13 protein-coding genes are annotated in these 15889 nt (G+C 71.1%); 7 read left to right on the top strand and 6 right to left on the bottom strand.

Annotation, left to right across the window (positions count from 1 at the left end; translation table 11 throughout):
• Nucleotides 1-13 precede the first annotated feature (13 nt).
• The 4 genes from ACWDX7_RS08075 to ACWDX7_RS08060 are packed head-to-tail and all read right to left on the bottom strand — an operon-like array spanning nt 14 to nt 3890.
• On the bottom strand, nt 14-670 hold the full coding sequence (locus ACWDX7_RS08075; protein WP_451492643.1) for a hypothetical protein: 657 nt from the start codon (nt 668-670) through the stop codon (nt 14-16).
• Between the two features lie 34 nt (nt 671-704).
• Complete coding sequence (locus ACWDX7_RS08070) at nt 705-1547, bottom strand: ABC transporter permease (protein WP_451492644.1); 843 nt, start codon at nt 1545-1547, stop codon at nt 705-707.
• Nucleotides 1544-2581, bottom strand: a complete 1038-nt coding sequence (locus ACWDX7_RS08065; RefSeq protein WP_451492645.1) for an ABC transporter ATP-binding protein — start codon at nt 2579-2581, stop codon at nt 1544-1546. The genes ACWDX7_RS08070 and ACWDX7_RS08065 overlap by 4 nt, the downstream gene beginning before the upstream one ends.
• Nucleotides 2582-2609: 28 nt before the next feature.
• Nucleotides 2610-3890 carry an NYN domain-containing protein gene (locus ACWDX7_RS08060; RefSeq protein WP_451492646.1) on the bottom strand — a complete coding sequence of 427 codons (1281 nt, stop codon included), beginning with the start codon at nt 3888-3890 and terminating at the stop codon, nt 2610-2612.
• 211 nt (nt 3891-4101) lie between these two features.
• Between ACWDX7_RS08060 and ACWDX7_RS08055 the strand changes: the two genes are divergently transcribed.
• Nucleotides 4102-4269 carry a hypothetical protein gene (locus tag ACWDX7_RS08055; RefSeq protein ID WP_451492647.1) on the top strand — a complete coding sequence of 56 codons (168 nt, stop codon included), beginning with the start codon at nt 4102-4104 and terminating at the stop codon, nt 4267-4269.
• 88 nt (nt 4270-4357) lie between these two features.
• Here the strand turns inward: ACWDX7_RS08055 and dnaE are convergent, their stop codons facing one another.
• A complete protein-coding gene (gene dnaE / locus ACWDX7_RS08050) occupies nt 4358-7900 on the bottom strand; it encodes a DNA polymerase III subunit alpha (RefSeq protein WP_451492648.1) in 3543 nt (1180 codons plus the stop codon).
• A gap of 179 nt (nt 7901-8079) precedes the next feature.
• On the opposite strand from dnaE, the gene ACWDX7_RS08045 reads away from it, so the two are divergent.
• From ACWDX7_RS08045 to ACWDX7_RS08025, 5 genes are all read left to right on the top strand, one after another.
• Nucleotides 8080-9405, top strand: a complete 1326-nt coding sequence (locus ACWDX7_RS08045) for a DUF2252 domain-containing protein (protein ID WP_451492649.1) — start codon at nt 8080-8082, stop codon at nt 9403-9405.
• Nucleotides 9406-9519: 114 nt separating this feature from the next.
• Nucleotides 9520-10209 carry a hypothetical protein gene (locus ACWDX7_RS08040; protein WP_451492650.1) on the top strand — a complete coding sequence of 230 codons (690 nt, stop codon included), beginning with the start codon at nt 9520-9522 and terminating at the stop codon, nt 10207-10209.
• Between the two features lie 50 nt (nt 10210-10259).
• The gene (locus ACWDX7_RS08035) at nt 10260-11054 is read left to right on the top strand and encodes a DsbA family protein (RefSeq protein ID WP_451492651.1); all 795 of its coding nucleotides are present in this window, start codon (nt 10260-10262) and stop codon (nt 11052-11054) included.
• A gap of 131 nt (nt 11055-11185) precedes the next feature.
• The gene (locus ACWDX7_RS08030; RefSeq protein ID WP_451492652.1) at nt 11186-12862 is read left to right on the top strand and encodes an alkaline phosphatase D family protein; all 1677 of its coding nucleotides are present in this window, start codon (nt 11186-11188) and stop codon (nt 12860-12862) included.
• A gap of 240 nt (nt 12863-13102) precedes the next feature.
• On the top strand, nt 13103-14047 hold the full coding sequence (locus ACWDX7_RS08025) for a zinc metalloprotease (protein ID WP_451750020.1): 945 nt from the start codon (nt 13103-13105) through the stop codon (nt 14045-14047).
• A gap of 94 nt (nt 14048-14141) precedes the next feature.
• On the opposite strand, the gene ACWDX7_RS08020 is transcribed toward ACWDX7_RS08025, so the two are convergent.
• Nucleotides 14142-14720, bottom strand: a complete 579-nt coding sequence (locus tag ACWDX7_RS08020) for a dienelactone hydrolase family protein (RefSeq protein WP_451492434.1) — start codon at nt 14718-14720, stop codon at nt 14142-14144.
• 48 nt (nt 14721-14768) lie between these two features.
• On the opposite strand from ACWDX7_RS08020, the gene ACWDX7_RS08015 reads away from it, so the two are divergent.
• Nucleotides 14769-15842 carry a mechanosensitive ion channel family protein gene (locus tag ACWDX7_RS08015; RefSeq protein ID WP_451492490.1) on the top strand — a complete coding sequence of 358 codons (1074 nt, stop codon included), beginning with the start codon at nt 14769-14771 and terminating at the stop codon, nt 15840-15842.
• Nucleotides 15843-15889 lie beyond the last annotated feature (47 nt).

Below are 15889 nucleotides of genomic sequence, written 5' to 3'. Positions count from 1 at the left end.
TCCGCCGGGGGTGTCAGCCGCGCGGCGGCTCCGGCGCGGCCGGGTCGGCGTGGACGTGCGGCGGCGGGTAGACCGCAGACCATCCGGCGGCCGGGTCCGGTACGGGATCCCGCGGCGACCACAGGGCGGTCAGGGCCAGATGCGCCGCCACCGCGGTCATCGGCCAGACCAGCAGCACCCCGTGCGCCAGCAACTGCAGCGGCGCCTCGAACGGAACCCCCTTGCCCGCCTTCGCCGCGGCCGCCGCCAGGTCCGTGCTCGGCCCCAGCCACAGCCCGAGCCGCCACCCCACCAGCGCGGCGAAGACCGATCCCGCGGCGAGCCCGAGCACCAGCGGTACGCCGCCCCGGCGGCGCCACAAGAAGGTGGCGACGGCGCTGAGCACGCCGAAGCCCACCGACAGCAGGAAGAACGCCCCGTCGGACCCGATCCGCGCCTCGCTCTCGGTGCTGCGCAGGAACACCGCCTCACCGTTGGAGACGTACTGCGCCCGCGGCGCCAGCCAGGCCCACAGCAGGGCGAGGAACACCCCGGCCACCGCCACCAGGATGGCGGTCGTGGCCCCGTCGCGGACGTCCCGCGCGGTGATCCGGTCGGCGGCGTCCCCCAGCTTCCCGTACGGGAAAGAAGGCGGGTCGAAGGAGGAGGGCGGGGTCACGGCGTCGGTCACCCTCACATCGTGCCAGGTACGCCCGCCGCCGGCGTCAGCGGACCGCTGCCCGCCGGTACGCCCAGGTCGCGACGGCCAGCGAGAGGACGCCGACGCCGGCGCACACGCCGAGGTCGAGCGCGACGGCCGCCCAGTCCGGGTGGGGGGCGAAGGTGGCCGCGAAGGCTTCCACGGCGTAGGTCGAGGGCAGCAGGTCCCGCGCCCACACGATGAGGTCCGGCATCCGCTCCGGCGGCAGCACCCCCAGCAGCAGTGCCGCCGACATGCCGAGCTGTCCGGCCAGCGTGGCGAGTTCCTGGCGCGGGGCCAGCAGCCCGAGGGCCGCCCCGAGCCCGGCCAGCGCGGCTCCGGCCAGGGGCACCACCGCGGCCAGGATCCACAGCGCGCCCATCGGCAGCCCGAACAGCACGCACCCGAAGACGGCGGTGACCAGGGTCCCCGGCAGCGTGAAGGAGGCGTACGCGCCCGCCGCGCCCAGCACCACCGAGGCGGGCGGCACCGGCAGCGTGGCGTAGTGGTCGAGCCCGCCCCCGGCGCGCAGCTGCCCGAAGTACTGGGCGAGCAGGTTCAGCGCGACGAAGGCGACGACGAGTACGGAGGAACCGGCGACGACGGCGCGGGCCTCCGAGCCGCCGTCCACCACGCCCCGCATGAGGATCATGATGCCGACCGACTGGAAGGTGGCGACGAACAGCAGCGGGATCCGCGCCACCCGCGCCCGGGACAGCTGCGCCCGGTAGACGGCGGCCAGCGCGGGGAAGAACCGTGCCCGCGGAGCCAGCGGCGCGGCGACGGCCGGACCCTCGGCCGGGGCCTGCACGACGGCCGGACCCTCGGCCGGGGCCGGTACGACTGCGCCCGTGGAGCGGTCGGTCACGACTTCACCAGCCCGTTCGTCCTGCCGCCGAGCGCGAGGTACACGTCCTCCAGGCTCGGGGTCGTCCATGTGAAATCGTCGAGCGCGGCGAAAGCCGGCCCTCCGGTGACGGCGGCCACCGCGGCCCGCGCCTGGTCCGGGGGCAGCCGCAGCACCCAGCGGCGCCCCGACTCGACCGCCAGCGGCGCCAGCGCGGCGACCTCCGGAACGTCCAGCGGGGCGGTGGAGCGCCACACCAGCTCCAGCCGGACCTCGCCCGAGACCCGCGCCTTCAGTCCGGCCGGGGTGTCGCAGGCGATGACCTGGCCCTGGTCCATGACGGCGACCCGGTCGAGGACCGTCTCCGCTTCGATGACGTTGTGCGTGACGAGCAGGACGGTGACGCCGTGCTGTGCGCGCCGCCGGTCGACGGCCGACCACACGGCCCGCCGGGCGACCGGGTCCATGCCCGTGGTGGGCTCGTCGAGGACCAGCACCGGGCGCTCCCCCACCAGCGCGGTGGCGAAGCACGCCAGCCGCCGCTGGCCGCCGGAGAGCTTCTTCAGGGGCCGCCCGGCGATCGCGGTCAGCCCCAGTTCCTCCAGTACGGCGTCCCGCGCGGCCTTCGCCGCCCGTGCCCCCAGTCCGCGCAGCCGTCCCGTCGTCTCGGCGGCCAGGGCCACGGTGAGCTCGTCGAGGGCGGTGGATTCCTGCCCGAGGTAGGCGAGCAGCCGGGCCGCCCGCTCGGGGTGGCGTACGAGGTCGTGGCCGAGGAGGGTCACGGTGCCCGAGTCGGGCCGCATGAGGCCGGTGAGCTGGCGGACCAAAGTCGACTTGCCGGCGCCGTTGGGGCCGAGCAGGCCGAAGACCTCGCCGCGCCGGACGTCCAGGCAGACGCCGTCGGTCGCGCGGGTCTCCGGCAGGGCGGGGGCCCCGCGCCGTCCCCGTACCGCGGGATAGGTCCTGACCAGGTCACGCACCGCGCAGACGACGTCGCGGGCCCCGCGCGCGGTCGCTGCCGCCGTCGTGCCCGCCTGTGCTGTGCCCGTACTCACGAGGGAGCAGCCTACGTGCTCGCCGCCCCTACTCGGCTGCCGGGGCCCCGGGCCCGGCGGCGGGTACGGCGCCCGCTCCGGCGGCCACGTGGTCGGCCGCGGCCCGGACGTCGATCTCCCGCCAGAAACCGGCCCGGATGGCATACCGGTCGTGCTCGTCGATCTGGTCGTCCTTGTGCGCGAGCAGGCCGAACCGGGCGGCGTAGCGCAGCAGCTCCCCGTCGATCCGGTGCGGGATCCGCGGGTACATCGTCGCCAGCTTCTGCAGGTGCACGTTCTCCGGGAGGCGTTCCATCCACCGGCGGGCGAAGACCTGTCCCACCTCGAACGGGTCACCGCCGACGGTGGTGATGTCCTCCTCCCGGTCCGCCCAGCGCTGTTCGGCGCTGGTGAGCTGGGCCAGGGTGGGCAGGGAGGCGGTCTCGGCCGGTTCGCCGAGCGGTCCGGCCCGGTCGATCCACCCCTTGTCGGAGGACCAGCGCAGGGCGCTGCCGGCCGGGGGCTGCTGGGCGTGCTGCCCGGCCTGCTGGCCCGGCGCGCGCAGCGAGCCGGCGAGGTCCTTGGGCGTGGGTACGGCCCTGCCGCCGGGGCCGACGGGCGCCGGTACGGGGCCGCCGTCCCCGGCGCTCTCCCCGGCGGCGGCGGAGCCGTTGCGGGCGGCCTCGGCGAGGGCCGCCTCGGGCAGCGGGGCGGAGAGGATGGCGGCGATGTCGGGGCGCGGCGCGGGCGGCGGGGAGCACAGGCCGGTGAAGTCCTTGGCCCGGACGGCCCGGGTGATCCAGGCCCGGTCCAGGACGCGGCGTTCGTCCGCCTCGGCGACGAGGTCCTCGGACTGGTTGTAGTCCCCGTCGGCGGCCTGGACGGCCCACAGGTGGACGGCGACGCCGTGTTCCTTGGCGGACATCAAGCCGGGCAGCAGGTCGCCGTCGCCGGTCACCAGGACCACGTCGGAGCAGGCGCGGTTGCGGGCCAGTTCGGTCAGCTCGGCGTGCATGGCGGCGTCGACGCCCTTCTGGGCCCAGCGCCCGTCACTGCGGGTCAGGGCGCCGAGGCGCACGGTGACGCGGGGCATGACGCGCAGCCGCCGGTGTTCGGGCTGCGGCACCCGGTCGGGTGCACCGTCGAACCAGTAGATGCGCAGCAGCGGCTGTTCGGTGTCGGCTTCGGCGCGTTCGCGCAGGCCCTGGATGAGGGCGGCGTGGTCGACGGTGATGCGGGAGCGGGAGGGCTCCCCTGCGAGAAGGCTCGCGGCGGCGCCCAGCAGATAGCCGGCGTCCACCAGGACGACGCAGCGGTCCACGCGTTCCACCCTCTTCCCTGGGGGTCCTCTGGATATTCCCCGAGTCTGCCCGACGGCAAGGGTGTTGAAGGCCGGAACTCGATCACCGGCGTGGCGGATCTCCCGTGCCGGAGGAGAAGGATCACCGGTTACGAACAGCAATGATCCAAAATGCGCGGTTTCCGGTGCTGTGTGAGTGTGAAGGCGGTCCTGGCCCCTAGACCCTCATGGAGGCTCCACCATGGCCAAGAACAAGAACCAGAAGCAGCCGGCGAAGTCCCAGGAACGCGCCTCGGCGCAGGATCCGGGCAGGAGTCCGGCGCACTCCGGCAGCGAGTCGGTGTCGCCGTCGCCGAGTCCCATGGACCTGGCCCACAAGAGCAGGCAGAAGAAGTTCGGCCACAACTGATCCGGCCGCTCCGGTCAGGAGCGGCGCGGAACGGGAAGGGTCCGCCCGGCGGCGCCGGTCGGGCCCTTCCGTCCGTTCCGCGGCGGTCTCATCCCGCCAGGCAGGACGGCCCGAGCAGCACCTTGAGGTCCCCGAAGAGCGCCGGGTCGGGCTGTACGCGGTGCTTGTCGAGGCGCAGCACGGTCGTGGTCCGCGGTCCCTGGAGCTTGATCCGCACCTCGGTGTTGCCCCGGTGGTGGCGCAGGATCTCCCCCAGCCGGGTCACCATCGGAGGCGTGACCTTGACGGTGGGGATGGTGAGCACGACGGGGGCGTTGGTTCCGGCGGACGTGAGGTCGGGGACCATCAGCTCCATGGCGACCAGCCGGGGGACGTCCTCGCGCTTGTCGAGGCGGCCCTTGACGAAGACGACGGTGTCCTCGACCAGCTGGGTGGAGACGAGCTGGTAGGTCGCGGGGAAGAACATGCACTCGATGGAGCCGGCCAGGTCCTCGACGGTGGCGATGGCCCAGGCGTTGCCCTGCTTGGTCATCTTGCGCTGGAGGCCGGAGATGATGCCGCCGATGGTGACGACCGCGCCGTCGGAGTGCTCGCCGCCGGTCAGCTGGGAGATTCCGGCGTCCGTCTTGTCGGAGAGCACGTGCTCCAGGCCGAAGAGGGGGTGGTCGGAGACGTAGAGGCCGAGCATCTCGCGCTCCTGGGCGAGCAGGTAGGACTTCTCCCACTCGACGTCGGAGAACTCGACGTCCAGGCCGAAGCCCGGCTCGTCGCTCGCGCTCTCGTCGCCCATCGCGCCGAAGAGGTCGAACTGCCCCTCCGCCTCCTTGCGCTTGACCGCGACGACGTTGTCGATCATCTGTTCGTGGTGGGCGACGAGCCCCTTGCGGGTGTGGCCCATCTCGTCGAAGGCGCCGGCCTTGATCAGCGATTCGATGGTGCGCTTGTTGCAGACGACGGCCTCGACCTTGTCCAGGAAGTCGGGGAAGGAGGAGAACTTCCCCTTCGCCTTCCGGGTCTTGATGATCGATTCCACGACGTTCTGGCCGACGTTGCGGACGGCGGTGAGCCCGAAGAGGATCACGTCGTCGCCCTGGGCGGCGAAGTTCGGCTCCGACTCGTTCACGTTCGGCGGCAGGACCTTGATGCCCATCCGGCGGCATTCGTTCAGGTAGATCGCGGACTTGTCCTTGTCGTCCTTGACCGAGGTGAGCAGGCCGGCCATGTACTCGGCCGGGTAGTTCGCCTTGAGGTAGGCGGTCCAGTAGGAGACCAGGCCGTAGGCGGCGGAGTGGGCCTTGTTGAAGGCGTAGCCGGCGAAGGGGACCAGGACGTCCCACAGGGCCTGGATCGCCTGGTCGGTGTAGCCGTTCTTCCGGGCGCCCTCCTGGAAGATGGTGAAGTTCTTCGCCAGTTCCTCGGGCTTCTTCTTGCCCATCACGCGGCGCAGGATGTCGGCCTCGCCGAGCGAGTAGCCGGCGATGATCTGGGCGGCCTTCTGCACCTGCTCCTGGTAGACGATCAGGCCGTAGGTGACCGCGAGCACCTCTTCGAGGGGCTTCTCCAGCTCCGGGTGGATCGGGGTGATCTCCTGCTGCTTGTTCTTGCGCAGGGCGTAGTTCGTGTGCGAGTTCATGCCCATCGGACCCGGCCGGTACAGGGCCGAGACGGCGGAGATGTCCTCGAAGTTGTCGGGCTTCATCAGCCGCAGCAGGGCCCGCATGGGGCCGCCGTCGAACTGGAAGACGCCGAGGGTGTCGCCCCGGCCGAGCAGTTCGAAGGTCTTGGGGTCGTCGAGCGGCAGGGCCAGGAGATCGATGTCGATCCCCTTGTTGGCCTTCACCATCTTGACGGCGTCGTCCATGATCGTGAGGTTGCGCAGGCCGAGGAAGTCCATCTTCAGCAGGCCGAGCGCCTCGCAGCTCGGGTAGTCCCACTGGGTGATGGTGACCTGGTCGGTGTGCCTGACCCAGACGGGCACGTGGTCGGTGATCGTCTCGCTGGACATGATCACGCCGGCGGCGTGCACGCCCATCTGGCGGACCAGGCCCTCGACGCCCATGGCGGTGTCGATGACCTTCTTCACGTCGGGCTCGTTCTCGTACATCCCGCGGATCTCGCCGGCCTCGCCGTAGCGCGGGTGCTTCGGGTCGAGGATGCCGGAGAGCGGGATGCCCTTGCCGAGGACGTCGGCGGGCATGGCCTTGGTGAGCCGGTCGCCCATGGCGTACGGGTAGCCCAGGACGCGGGCGGAGTCCTTGATCGCGTTCTTGGCCTTGATCGTGCCGTAGGTGCCGATCATGGCGACCTTGTCCTGGCCGTACTTCTCGGTCACGTACCTGATCACCTCGACGCGCCTGCGCTCGTCGAAGTCGATGTCGACGTCGGGCATGGAGACGCGCTCGGGGTTCAGGAACCGCTCGAAGATCAGACCGTGGGTGAGCGGGTCGAGGTCGGTGATGCCCATGGCGTACGCGACGATCGAACCGGCCGCGGAGCCTCGGCCCGGGCCGACCGCGATGCCCTGGTTCTTGGCCCACATGATGAAGTCGGCGACCACGAGGAAGTAGCCCGGGAAGCCCATCGAGATGATCGTGTCCATCTCGTACTCGGCCTGCTTCATCCGGTCCTCCGGAATGCCCCCGGGGTAGCGGCGGTGCATGCCGCGCATGGTCTCCTCGCGGAACCAGGTGACCTCGGTGTAACCCTCCGGGATGTCGAACTTCGGCATCAGGTTGCGGAACTGGAACATGCCCTCGGTGTCGACCTGCTCCGCGACCCGCCACGTATTGGCGCAGCCCTCCTGCCAGGCGTCAGAGGAGTCGATGGCGTACATCTCCTCCGTGGACTTCAGGTAGTAGCCGGTGCCGTCGAAGCGGAAGCGGTCCGGGTCCGAGAGGTTCTTGCCGGTCTGGATGCAGAGCAGCGCGTCGTGGGCGCCGGCCTCGCTGGCGTAGGTGTAGTGCGAGTCGTTGGTCACCAGCGGCGGGATGCCGAGCTTCTTGCCGATCTCCAGCAGCCCGTCGCGGACGCGGCGTTCGATCTCGATGCCGTGGTCCATCAGCTCCAGGAAGTACCGCTCCTTGCCGAAGATGTCCTGGTACTCGGAGGCCGCCTTCAGGGCCTCGTCGAACTGGCCGAGGCGCAGCCGCGTCTGGACCTCGCCGGAGGGGCAGCCGGTGGAGGCGATCAGCCCCTCGGACCACTTGCTGATGGTCTCCTTGTCCATGCGCGGCCACTTCGTGAGCCAGCCCTCGGCGTACGCGTCGGAGGACAGCCGGAAGAGGTTGTGCAGGCCGGTTGCGTTGGCCGCCCAGATCGTCTTGTGGGTGTAACCGCCGGAGCCGGAGACGTCGTCGCGCTTCTGGTGCGGCTGGCCCCACTGGATCCTGCGCTTGTTGCGCCGGGACTCGGGGGCGACGTAGGCCTCGATGCCGATGATCGGCGTGATGCCGGCCTTCTTCGCGGAGTGGAAGAAGTCGTACGCCCCGTGCAGGTTGCCGTGGTCGGACATGGCGATGTGCGTCATGCCCATCTCGTTGCACGCGTTGAACATGTCCTTCAGCCGCGCGGCACCGTCCAGCAGCGAGTACTGGGTGTGGACGTGCAGGTGCGTGAACGGCTGCTTGGTCACGGTGGGAGCCTCCGGAGGGCAGAGAGGGTGGCAGCTTCGAATCCTACGTCGGCCGGGTGACAGGTCCCGGGCACCGACGGGTACGGTCATCCGTTGCAGAGCCAGGACACCCGTCCGCCGGTTCGGGATCCCACCGCGGTCCGACCGTGCTCCACCAGCGCCACCAGGAGGCATCCGCCATGGCGGTTCCCGAGACGACCGACGAGCAGCGCGCCGAGCGGATCCTCGACGTGTTCGACACCGCGTTCGGTGAGCTGCTCGCCGCCGATCCCGCCGCCTTCCAGGTCAAATTCCGGAAGATGGCGGCCTCCGCCTTCGCCTTCTACCGGGGCACGGCCTGCCTCTTCTACGCCGACCTGGAGGGCGACCGGCAGGCCGGCCCGTACCTGGACGAGCGGACGGGCCGGGTGTGGATCCACGGTGATCTGCACGCGGAGAACTTCGGCACGTACATGGACTCGACCGGCCGGCTGATCTTCAACGTCAACGATTTCGACGAGGCCTACGTCGGCCCCTTCACCTGGGACCTCAAGCGGTTCGCCGCCTCCATCGCCCTGATCGGCTACACCAAGGCGCTCAGCGACGAGCAGATCAGCGAGCTGGTGCGGGTCTACGCGGGCGCCTACCGGGAGCGCATCCACCGCCTGGCCACCGGCGCCAAGGTGGAGGAGGTGCCCTCCTTCACCCTGGACACCGCCGAGGGCCCGCTGCTGGCCGCGCTGCGCTCGGCCCGTTCCCGGACCAGGTTCTCCCTGCTGGACTCCATGACGGAGATCCGCGAGTACGAGCGCCGCTTCACCGCCGGCGGGGGCACCATCGAGCTGGACGCCGCCACCCGCTACAAGGTGCTGGCCGCCTTCGACGGGTACCTGGAGACCCTGCCCGACGAATCGCTCGTGCGGCCGGACTCCTACCGGGTCAAGGACGTGGTGGGCCGCCGCGGCGTCGGCATCGGCTCGGCGGGCCTGCCCTCCTACAACATCCTGCTGGAGGGCCACAGCGACGCCCTGGAGAACGACGTCGTGATCTACCTCAAGCAGGCGCAGACCCCGGCGGTGTCCCGGCACATCACGGACCGGGCCGTGCGGGACTACTTCCGCCACGAGGGGCACCGCACGGTCATCTCCCAGCGGGCCCTACAGGCCCATGCCGACCCGTGGCTGGGCTGGACGGAGCTGGACGGGTCCGGGCAGCTGGTGGCCGAGGTCTCCCCGTACGCGGTGGACCTGGACTGGTCCGACCTGGACGACCCGGAGCAGATCGCCGCCGTGGTCGCGGACCTGGGCCGGGCGACGGCGACCATGCACGGGGCGGCCGACGAGGACGAGAGCGGGCACACCCTGGTCCCCTTCTCCACCGAGCGCGCCATCGACGCGGCGATCGCGGCCGACGAGGAGGGCTTCGCGAAGCTCCTGGTCGACTTCGCCCACACCTACGGGGCCCGGGCGCGCGCCGACCACCAGATCTTCGTGGACCTCTTCCGCAACGGCCGGCTGACCGCGTAGAAGAGCCCTGGTGGTCACCCGGGCGCCGGCCCGCAGGGGCTGGGTGACGGCCCCCGCGCGCCTGTTCCGGGCCTGGCGCTCCCTTCCACAGGGACGCATGGCACACTCGCGACGATGGACATATCAGGGGTGAGGCTCCGAGGGCTGCGGGCGGCGCTGTTCAGCGCGCTCGTCGTGCTGCTCTCGGCCGGCTCGCACGTCCTCATGTCCCAGGTGCCCCTGCCGCCCGCGCTGGTGGCCGGGGCCTTCGCCGGCGTCTTCGTGATCGCCTACGCCCTGGCGGGCCGCGAGCGCGGCTTCGGCGCGATCGCCGGGCTGCTCGTACCACTGGAGCTGGCCGCCGACACCGTCTTCACCGCCGGACAGCACCTCTGCTACGGCCCGGCCGGCGGCCCGGTCTCCGGTCCCCTGCGCGCGATGGGCCTGCACGAGTTGTGCGGCGGCGCCCCGGTGGGCGGGCCGCTGACCGAGGTCGCCGGGCCCGCCGCCGATCCGGCGGCGCTGCTGGTTGCGCCCGGCCCCTGGACGCCCTGGCTCCTGCTCGGGGCGCACGTCTCGGTCGGCCTGCTGGCCGCGGGCTGGCTCCGCTACGGCGAGCGCGCCCTGGGGCAGCTGCTGCGTGCGGTGGCCGCCTTCGCCTTCCGCCCGCTGCTGCTGGCGGTGGCCTCGGTGGCGGCGGCCGCGGGGCCCGCGCGGCGGGCGCCGCGGCCGGTCCTTCCGGGCACGGGGGCCCGTACGCGCTTCCCCGCCCACTCCGTGGGACGGCGGGGACCTCCCGTGCTCGGCGCGCTCACCAGCGCCTGACGCACGTACGGCAGTCCCCTCTTTCCATCCCACATCCCACGGAGATCACCATGAGTGCACGCAACAGCCAGGCGAACAAGGCCGCCGCCCGCGAGCGGCTGCGGGCGGAGCGCGAGAAGCAAGCCAAGAAGGACAAGGTGCGCCGCCAGGTCATCGTGGGCGGTGCGGTCGCCGCGGTCCTGGCCCTGGCGGGCGGCGTCGGTTACCTGGTCATGCAGAGCGCCCAGCCCGGCCCCTGGGAGAAGGCCGCCAAGGCGGAACTGGTCAAGCCGAAGAACACCACGGGTGAGGACGGCACCACGGTCGTCGTCGGCAAGCCCGAGGCGAAGAAGACCCTGGAACTCTACGAGGACTCCCGCTGCCCGGCGTGCGCCACCTTCGAACAGGCGGTCGGCGAGCAGGTCAAGAAGGACGTGGACGCCGGCAAGTACAAGCTCCAGTACGTCGGCGCCACCTTCATCGACAACGCCGTCAAGGGCAACGGCTCGAAGAACGCGCTGAGCGCGCTGGGCGCGGCGCTGAACGTCAGCCCCGAGGCCTTCCTCGACTTCAAGGCGGCGCTGTACTCCAAGGAGCTGCACCCCGAGGAGACGGTCGACAGCTTCGCCAAGGACGACTACCTGCTGAAGGTGGCGGACGAGGTCCCGGCGCTCAAGGGCAACGCCGAGTTCAAGAAGGCCGTAGAGGACGGTACGTACGACCGGTGGGCGCTGGAGATGTCGAAGGCCTTCGACAAGTCCGGGGTGAAGGGCACGCCGACGCTGAAGATGGACGGCAAGAAGATCGACACCCCCTCGACCGCCGAGGCGTTCACGGTGGCGATCGACAAGGCGCTGCAGGGCTGAGACCCGGCCATTCCCTGAGCCGCTTTTCCGGACAGGACTCCCCAACAGGCGGGCGGACTACCAGAGTTCGCCCGCCTGTTACGTTTTCAGCCCTGCGTCCGGAGCTGTACCCGTCGGTAATATGATCATCCGTGACCAGTCATCTCACCCCCTCTTCGGCCGCGGCAACTCCGCGCCGCCGTACGGTAGTCCTCGCCGCCGCGGCCACCGCCGCGCTGGCCCCCCTGACCTCGCTCGGCACCACGGCCGCCCACGCCGCGGGCGCCGCCGCCGGCACCGCGACACCGGCCTTCCTGCACGGCGTCGCCTCCGGCGATCCGCTGCCCGACGGGGTCCTGCTGTGGACCCGCGTCACCCCCACCCCCGAGGCCGTGCCCGGCTCCGGCGCCGGTCCGGCCGTACAGGTGGCCTGGGAGGTGGCCGCGGACAAGGCCTTCTCGCGGGTCGTCGCCGCGGGCACCGTCACCGCCTCCGCCGCCACCGACCACACCGTCAAGGTGGACGTGCGCGGCCTGCGGCCGCGGACGCCGTACTGGTACCGGTTCACCTCGGGCACCGCCGTCTCCCCCGTCGGCCGCACCCTGACCACCGCGGGCCACGACGTGACGACGGCCGGGGTCCGCTTCGGCGTGGTCTCGTGCGCCAACTGGGAGGCCGGCTACTTCTCCGCCTACCGCCACCTGGCGGCCCGCACGGATCTGGACGCGGTCCTGCATCTGGGCGACTACATATACGAGTACCAGTCAGGGGGATATCCGGAGGCGAAGTACGTCGTACGCCCGCACGAGCCGCGGCACGAGATCGTCTCACTCGCCGATTACCGCACCCGCCACGGCAAGTACAAGACGGACGGCGACCTCCAGGCACTGCACTCGGCGCACCCGGTGATCGCGGTCTGGGACGACCACGAGTTCGCGGACAACGCCTGGGAAGGAGGCGCCGGCAACCACACGCCGGAGAGCGAGGGCGCGTGGGCGGCCCGCGCGGCCGCCGCCAAGCAGGCGTACTTCGAGTGGATGCCCGTGCGCGCCTCCATCACCGGCACCGTCTACCGGCGCCTGCGCTTCGGCACCCTCGCCGATCTGCACCTGCTGGACCTGCGCTCCTTCCGCTCGCAGCAGGTCAAGGCCGGCAGCGGTTCGGTGGACGATCCGGAGCGCACCCTGACCGGCCGCGCCCAGCTGGACTGGCTCAAGTCAGGCCTGGCGGGCTCGAACGCGACCTGGAAGCTGGTCGGCACGTCGGTGATGATCTCGCCGGTGGCCGTCGCCTCGCTGCCCGCGCACCTGCTCAAGCCGCTCGCCAAGCTGCTCGGCCTGCCCGAGGGCGGACTCGCGGTCAATGTGGACCAATGGGACGGCTACACGGACGACCGCAGGGAACTCCTGAGCCACCTGAAGGAGCGGAACGTCAAGAACACGGTGTTCCTGACCGGCGACATCCACATGGCGTGGGCGAACGAGGTCCCGGTGAACATGGCGACCTACCCGGGATCGGGGACGGCGGCGACCGAGTTCGTGGTCACCTCGGTGACCTCCGACAACCTCGACGACATCCTGCACGTGCCGGCGGGCAGCGCCTCACTCGTGGCGGAATCGGCCGTCAAGGCCGCCAACTGGCACGTCAAGTGGCTCGATATGGACGCGCACGGCTTCGGCGTGCTGGACGTGACGGCCGAGCGCTCACAGATGGACTACTACGTGGTCTCCGACAAGCGGCGGGCCGACGCCACCGCCGCGTGGACCCGCTCCTACCGGACCCTGAGCGGGACTCAGCAGGTGGAGCGGGTGCACCAGCCGGTCCGCTAGCAGATCCGCATTTGACTGACTGACCGTCAATTTTACGGCCGCATGGGGCGCTTGGTGCAGACCAAGCGCCCCATGCGCATCAGAAGCAACAAATGTTTAACGTAAAAGTCTTGACCGGATTATGTCATGCACACATAAGCTTCGCGCCAGCGTGAGGAGATCCCTCCGCTACATCCCCCACCGCGAGGAGCACTCGTGCGCGCTCTTGCCCGCATATCCCCCCTTCTCCGCCGCCGCCTGATGGGTACGGCAGTACTGGCCGCAACCCTGGCCTTCACCCCGCTCGCCGCCCCCACCACGCTCGCCGCCGCCAAGACCCCCGCCGAGGTGTGCGCCGAGGAGGAGACCACCGGGGCAGCCAACGCCCGCGTCTCCCGCGAGCACGAGGAGCACGCGGACGAGCCCAACGAGGTCACCGAGGCCCAGGCCAAGGCCATGGACGCCGACCTCAAGGCGAAGCTGGACAAGGCCTCCAAGCAGCAGCGCAGCCTCCGCGCCGCCGAGGCCGTCGTGAACATCCCCGTGTACTTCCACGTCGTGCACTCCGGCACCGCCGGAAAGCTGACGGCCACCGAGGTCAACAGCCAGCTGGCCGTCCTGAACTCGGCATACGGCGGCCAGGGCACCGGCAATGTGAACTCCAACTTCCAGTTCACCCTGGCGGCGACCGACTACACCGACAACGCCGCCTGGTACAACCTGGCTTCCGGCTCCACCGCCGAGAAGGACATGAAGAACACCCTGCGCCAGGGCGGTCCGGGCGCGCTCAACGTCTACACCGCCAAGCTCTCCGGCGGGCTGCTCGGGTGGGCGACCTTCCCGACCTCCTACGCCTCCAACCCCAAGATGGACGGCGTGGTCCTGCTCGACAGCTCACTGCCGGGCGGCTCCTCGGCCAACTACAACGAGGGCGACACCGCGACCCACGAGGTGGGCCACTGGCTGGGCCTGTACCACACCTTCCAGGGCGGCTGCAACGGCAACGGCGACTACGTCGCCGACACCCCGGCCGAGAAGAGCGCCGCCTACGAGTGCCCGGAAGGCCGCGACAGCTGCGCCAGCAAGAGCGGCGCGGACCCGATCCGCAACTTCATGGACTACACGTACGACGCCTGCATGTACCAGTTCTCCGCCGGCCAGGTGAGCCGCATGCAGAGCAGCTGGACCGCGTACCGGGCGGGCTGAACCGGCGCTGCCCCTCCCCGGCGCCATGAGCGCGCCGGGGAGGCGTGAGCGAGGGGCGGTCCGGGCTGCTCGGACCGGCCTCGCCAGGTTCGGCCTAGAGGGTGCCCAGGAAGCCGATCGCGACCTTCCAGGCCTGCTCGGCCGCCTCGGCGTCGTAGTCGTCGAGCTCCGGGTCCGTGAACAGGTGCCCGGCCCCCGGGTAGGTATGGACCTCCACATCGGCCCCGGCCCGCCGCATCCGCAGGTACCACGCGGTCAGCCAGTCGTGCGGCTCGAAGGGGTCCGGGTCGGCGATGTGCAGCTGCACCGGCAGCTCGTCCACCGAGGCGCCGTCCTCCAGGTCCGCCGTCCCGTGCAGGAGCAGCAGCCCGCGCGCCTTGTCGTCGGCCATCGCCAGGTGCTGGGCGACGGAGCCGCCGAAGGAGAGGCCCGCGTAGACCAGGCCCTCGTCGGAGTAGGGGGCGGCGGCCAGCACCGCGCGCTTGAGCAGCTCGTCGCGGCCGATCTCGTCCCGGTGCGCCATGCCCTCTTCGACGGTGTCGAAGGTGCGGCCCCCGAAGAGATCCGGCACCTGCACCTGGTGCCCGGCCGCGCGCAGCCGGTCGGCCGCCGCGTGCACCGCGGGCCGCAGCCCGTACGTCGAATGGAAAAGCATGATGTTCATGCCTCCCATCGTGCCAGTTTCCGGCAGCACCTTCCGGTTACGTTCTTACGCATGGAGATGGAGAACGTGCTGCGCCCGCTCACGGTCATCGGCGGTTCGCTGCTCATCACCCTGCTCGCGGGGTGGGTGCTGGACCTGCTGCTGCGCCGCGCCGACGCCCGGCACAGCGAAACTCCCCTGTGGGGCCTGCTGCGCCGCTGCCGACTGCCCTTCCAGCTCGTCCTGTGCACCGCGCTCCTGCGGGGTTCGCACCGCCAGGCGGGCATCCTCCCCGACCACGGGGTCGGAGTCGGCCGGGCCCTGACCCTCGTCCTGATCGCCTCGGCGGCCTGGCTGCTGGTGCGGATCGCGGCGGCGATCGTCGACTCCGCGTACGACCACTACGCCGCCGGCGCCCCCGACCTCGCCCGGGTCCGCCGGGTCCGGACCCAGGTGACGCTGATCCAGCGGGTGGTGACGGCGGTGGTCGTCGTCGTGGCCATCGCCGCGATGCTGCTGACCTTCCCGCCGATGCGGACGGTCGGGACCTCCCTGCTGGCCTCGGCCGGCGTCCTCGGCATCGTCGCGGGCATCGCCGCCCAGTCCGCACTGGGCAACCTCTTCGCCGGCCTCCAGATCGCCTTCGGCGACACCGTCCGCATCGGCGACACGGTGGTGGTGGACAAGGAGTGGGGCACGGTGGAGGAGATCACCCTGACCTTCCTCACGGTCCGCACCTGGGACGAACGGCGCATCACCATGCCGGTCTCGTACTTCACGAGCAAGCCGTACGAGAACTGGTCGCGCGGCGGCGCGCAGATGACCGGGACCGTCTTCTGGCACCTGGACCACAGCGCCCCGGTGGACCTGATGCGAAATCAGCTCCGGCGGATCCTGAAGGACATCCCCGAATGGGACGGCCGCGGCGCCGGCCTGGCCGTCACGGACACGACCCCGCACACCATCCAGGTCAGGGCGGTGGTCACGGCGCAGAACGCGGACGACGTCTGGACCGTCCGCTGCGCGGTCCGCGAACGCCTGATCGCCTGGCTGGTGGAGCACCACCCGTACGCCCTCCCCCGGATCACCACGTCCCCGTCGGCCCCCCAGCCCTCTCCCGCCACTCCCGCCGTCCCGGCCACCGACGGCTGAGGCCCCCGCACGCCCGGTCAGTTGGGCGGGGCCACGCGGCTTCCACG

The organism is Streptomyces sp. NPDC003034 (assembly GCF_053591375.1).
The sequence above is the reverse complement of the archived record's forward strand: the minus strand, read 5'-3'. Positions and strand labels throughout refer to the sequence as shown.

Excerpts from the sequence above, each read along its gene's own strand:
- ACWDX7_RS08035 (WP_451492651.1), top strand. The coding sequence starts at position 10,260 with ATGAGTGCACGCAACAGCCAGGCGAACAAGGCCGCCGCCCGCGAGCGG.
- ACWDX7_RS08025 (WP_451750020.1), top strand. The coding sequence starts at position 13,103 with ATGGGTACGGCAGTACTGGCCGCAACCCTGGCCTTCACCCCGCTCGCC.
- ACWDX7_RS08015 (WP_451492490.1), top strand. The coding sequence starts at position 14,769 with ATGGAGAACGTGCTGCGCCCGCTCACGGTCATCGGCGGTTCGCTGCTC.
- ACWDX7_RS08040 (WP_451492650.1), top strand. The coding sequence starts at position 9,520 with ATGGACATATCAGGGGTGAGGCTCCGAGGGCTGCGGGCGGCGCTGTTC.
- ACWDX7_RS08045 (WP_451492649.1), top strand. The coding sequence starts at position 8,080 with ATGGCGGTTCCCGAGACGACCGACGAGCAGCGCGCCGAGCGGATCCTC.
- ACWDX7_RS08020 (WP_451492434.1), bottom strand. The coding sequence starts at position 14,720 with ATGGGAGGCATGAACATCATGCTTTTCCATTCGACGTACGGGCTGCGG.
- ACWDX7_RS08055 (WP_451492647.1), top strand. The coding sequence starts at position 4,102 with ATGGCCAAGAACAAGAACCAGAAGCAGCCGGCGAAGTCCCAGGAACGC.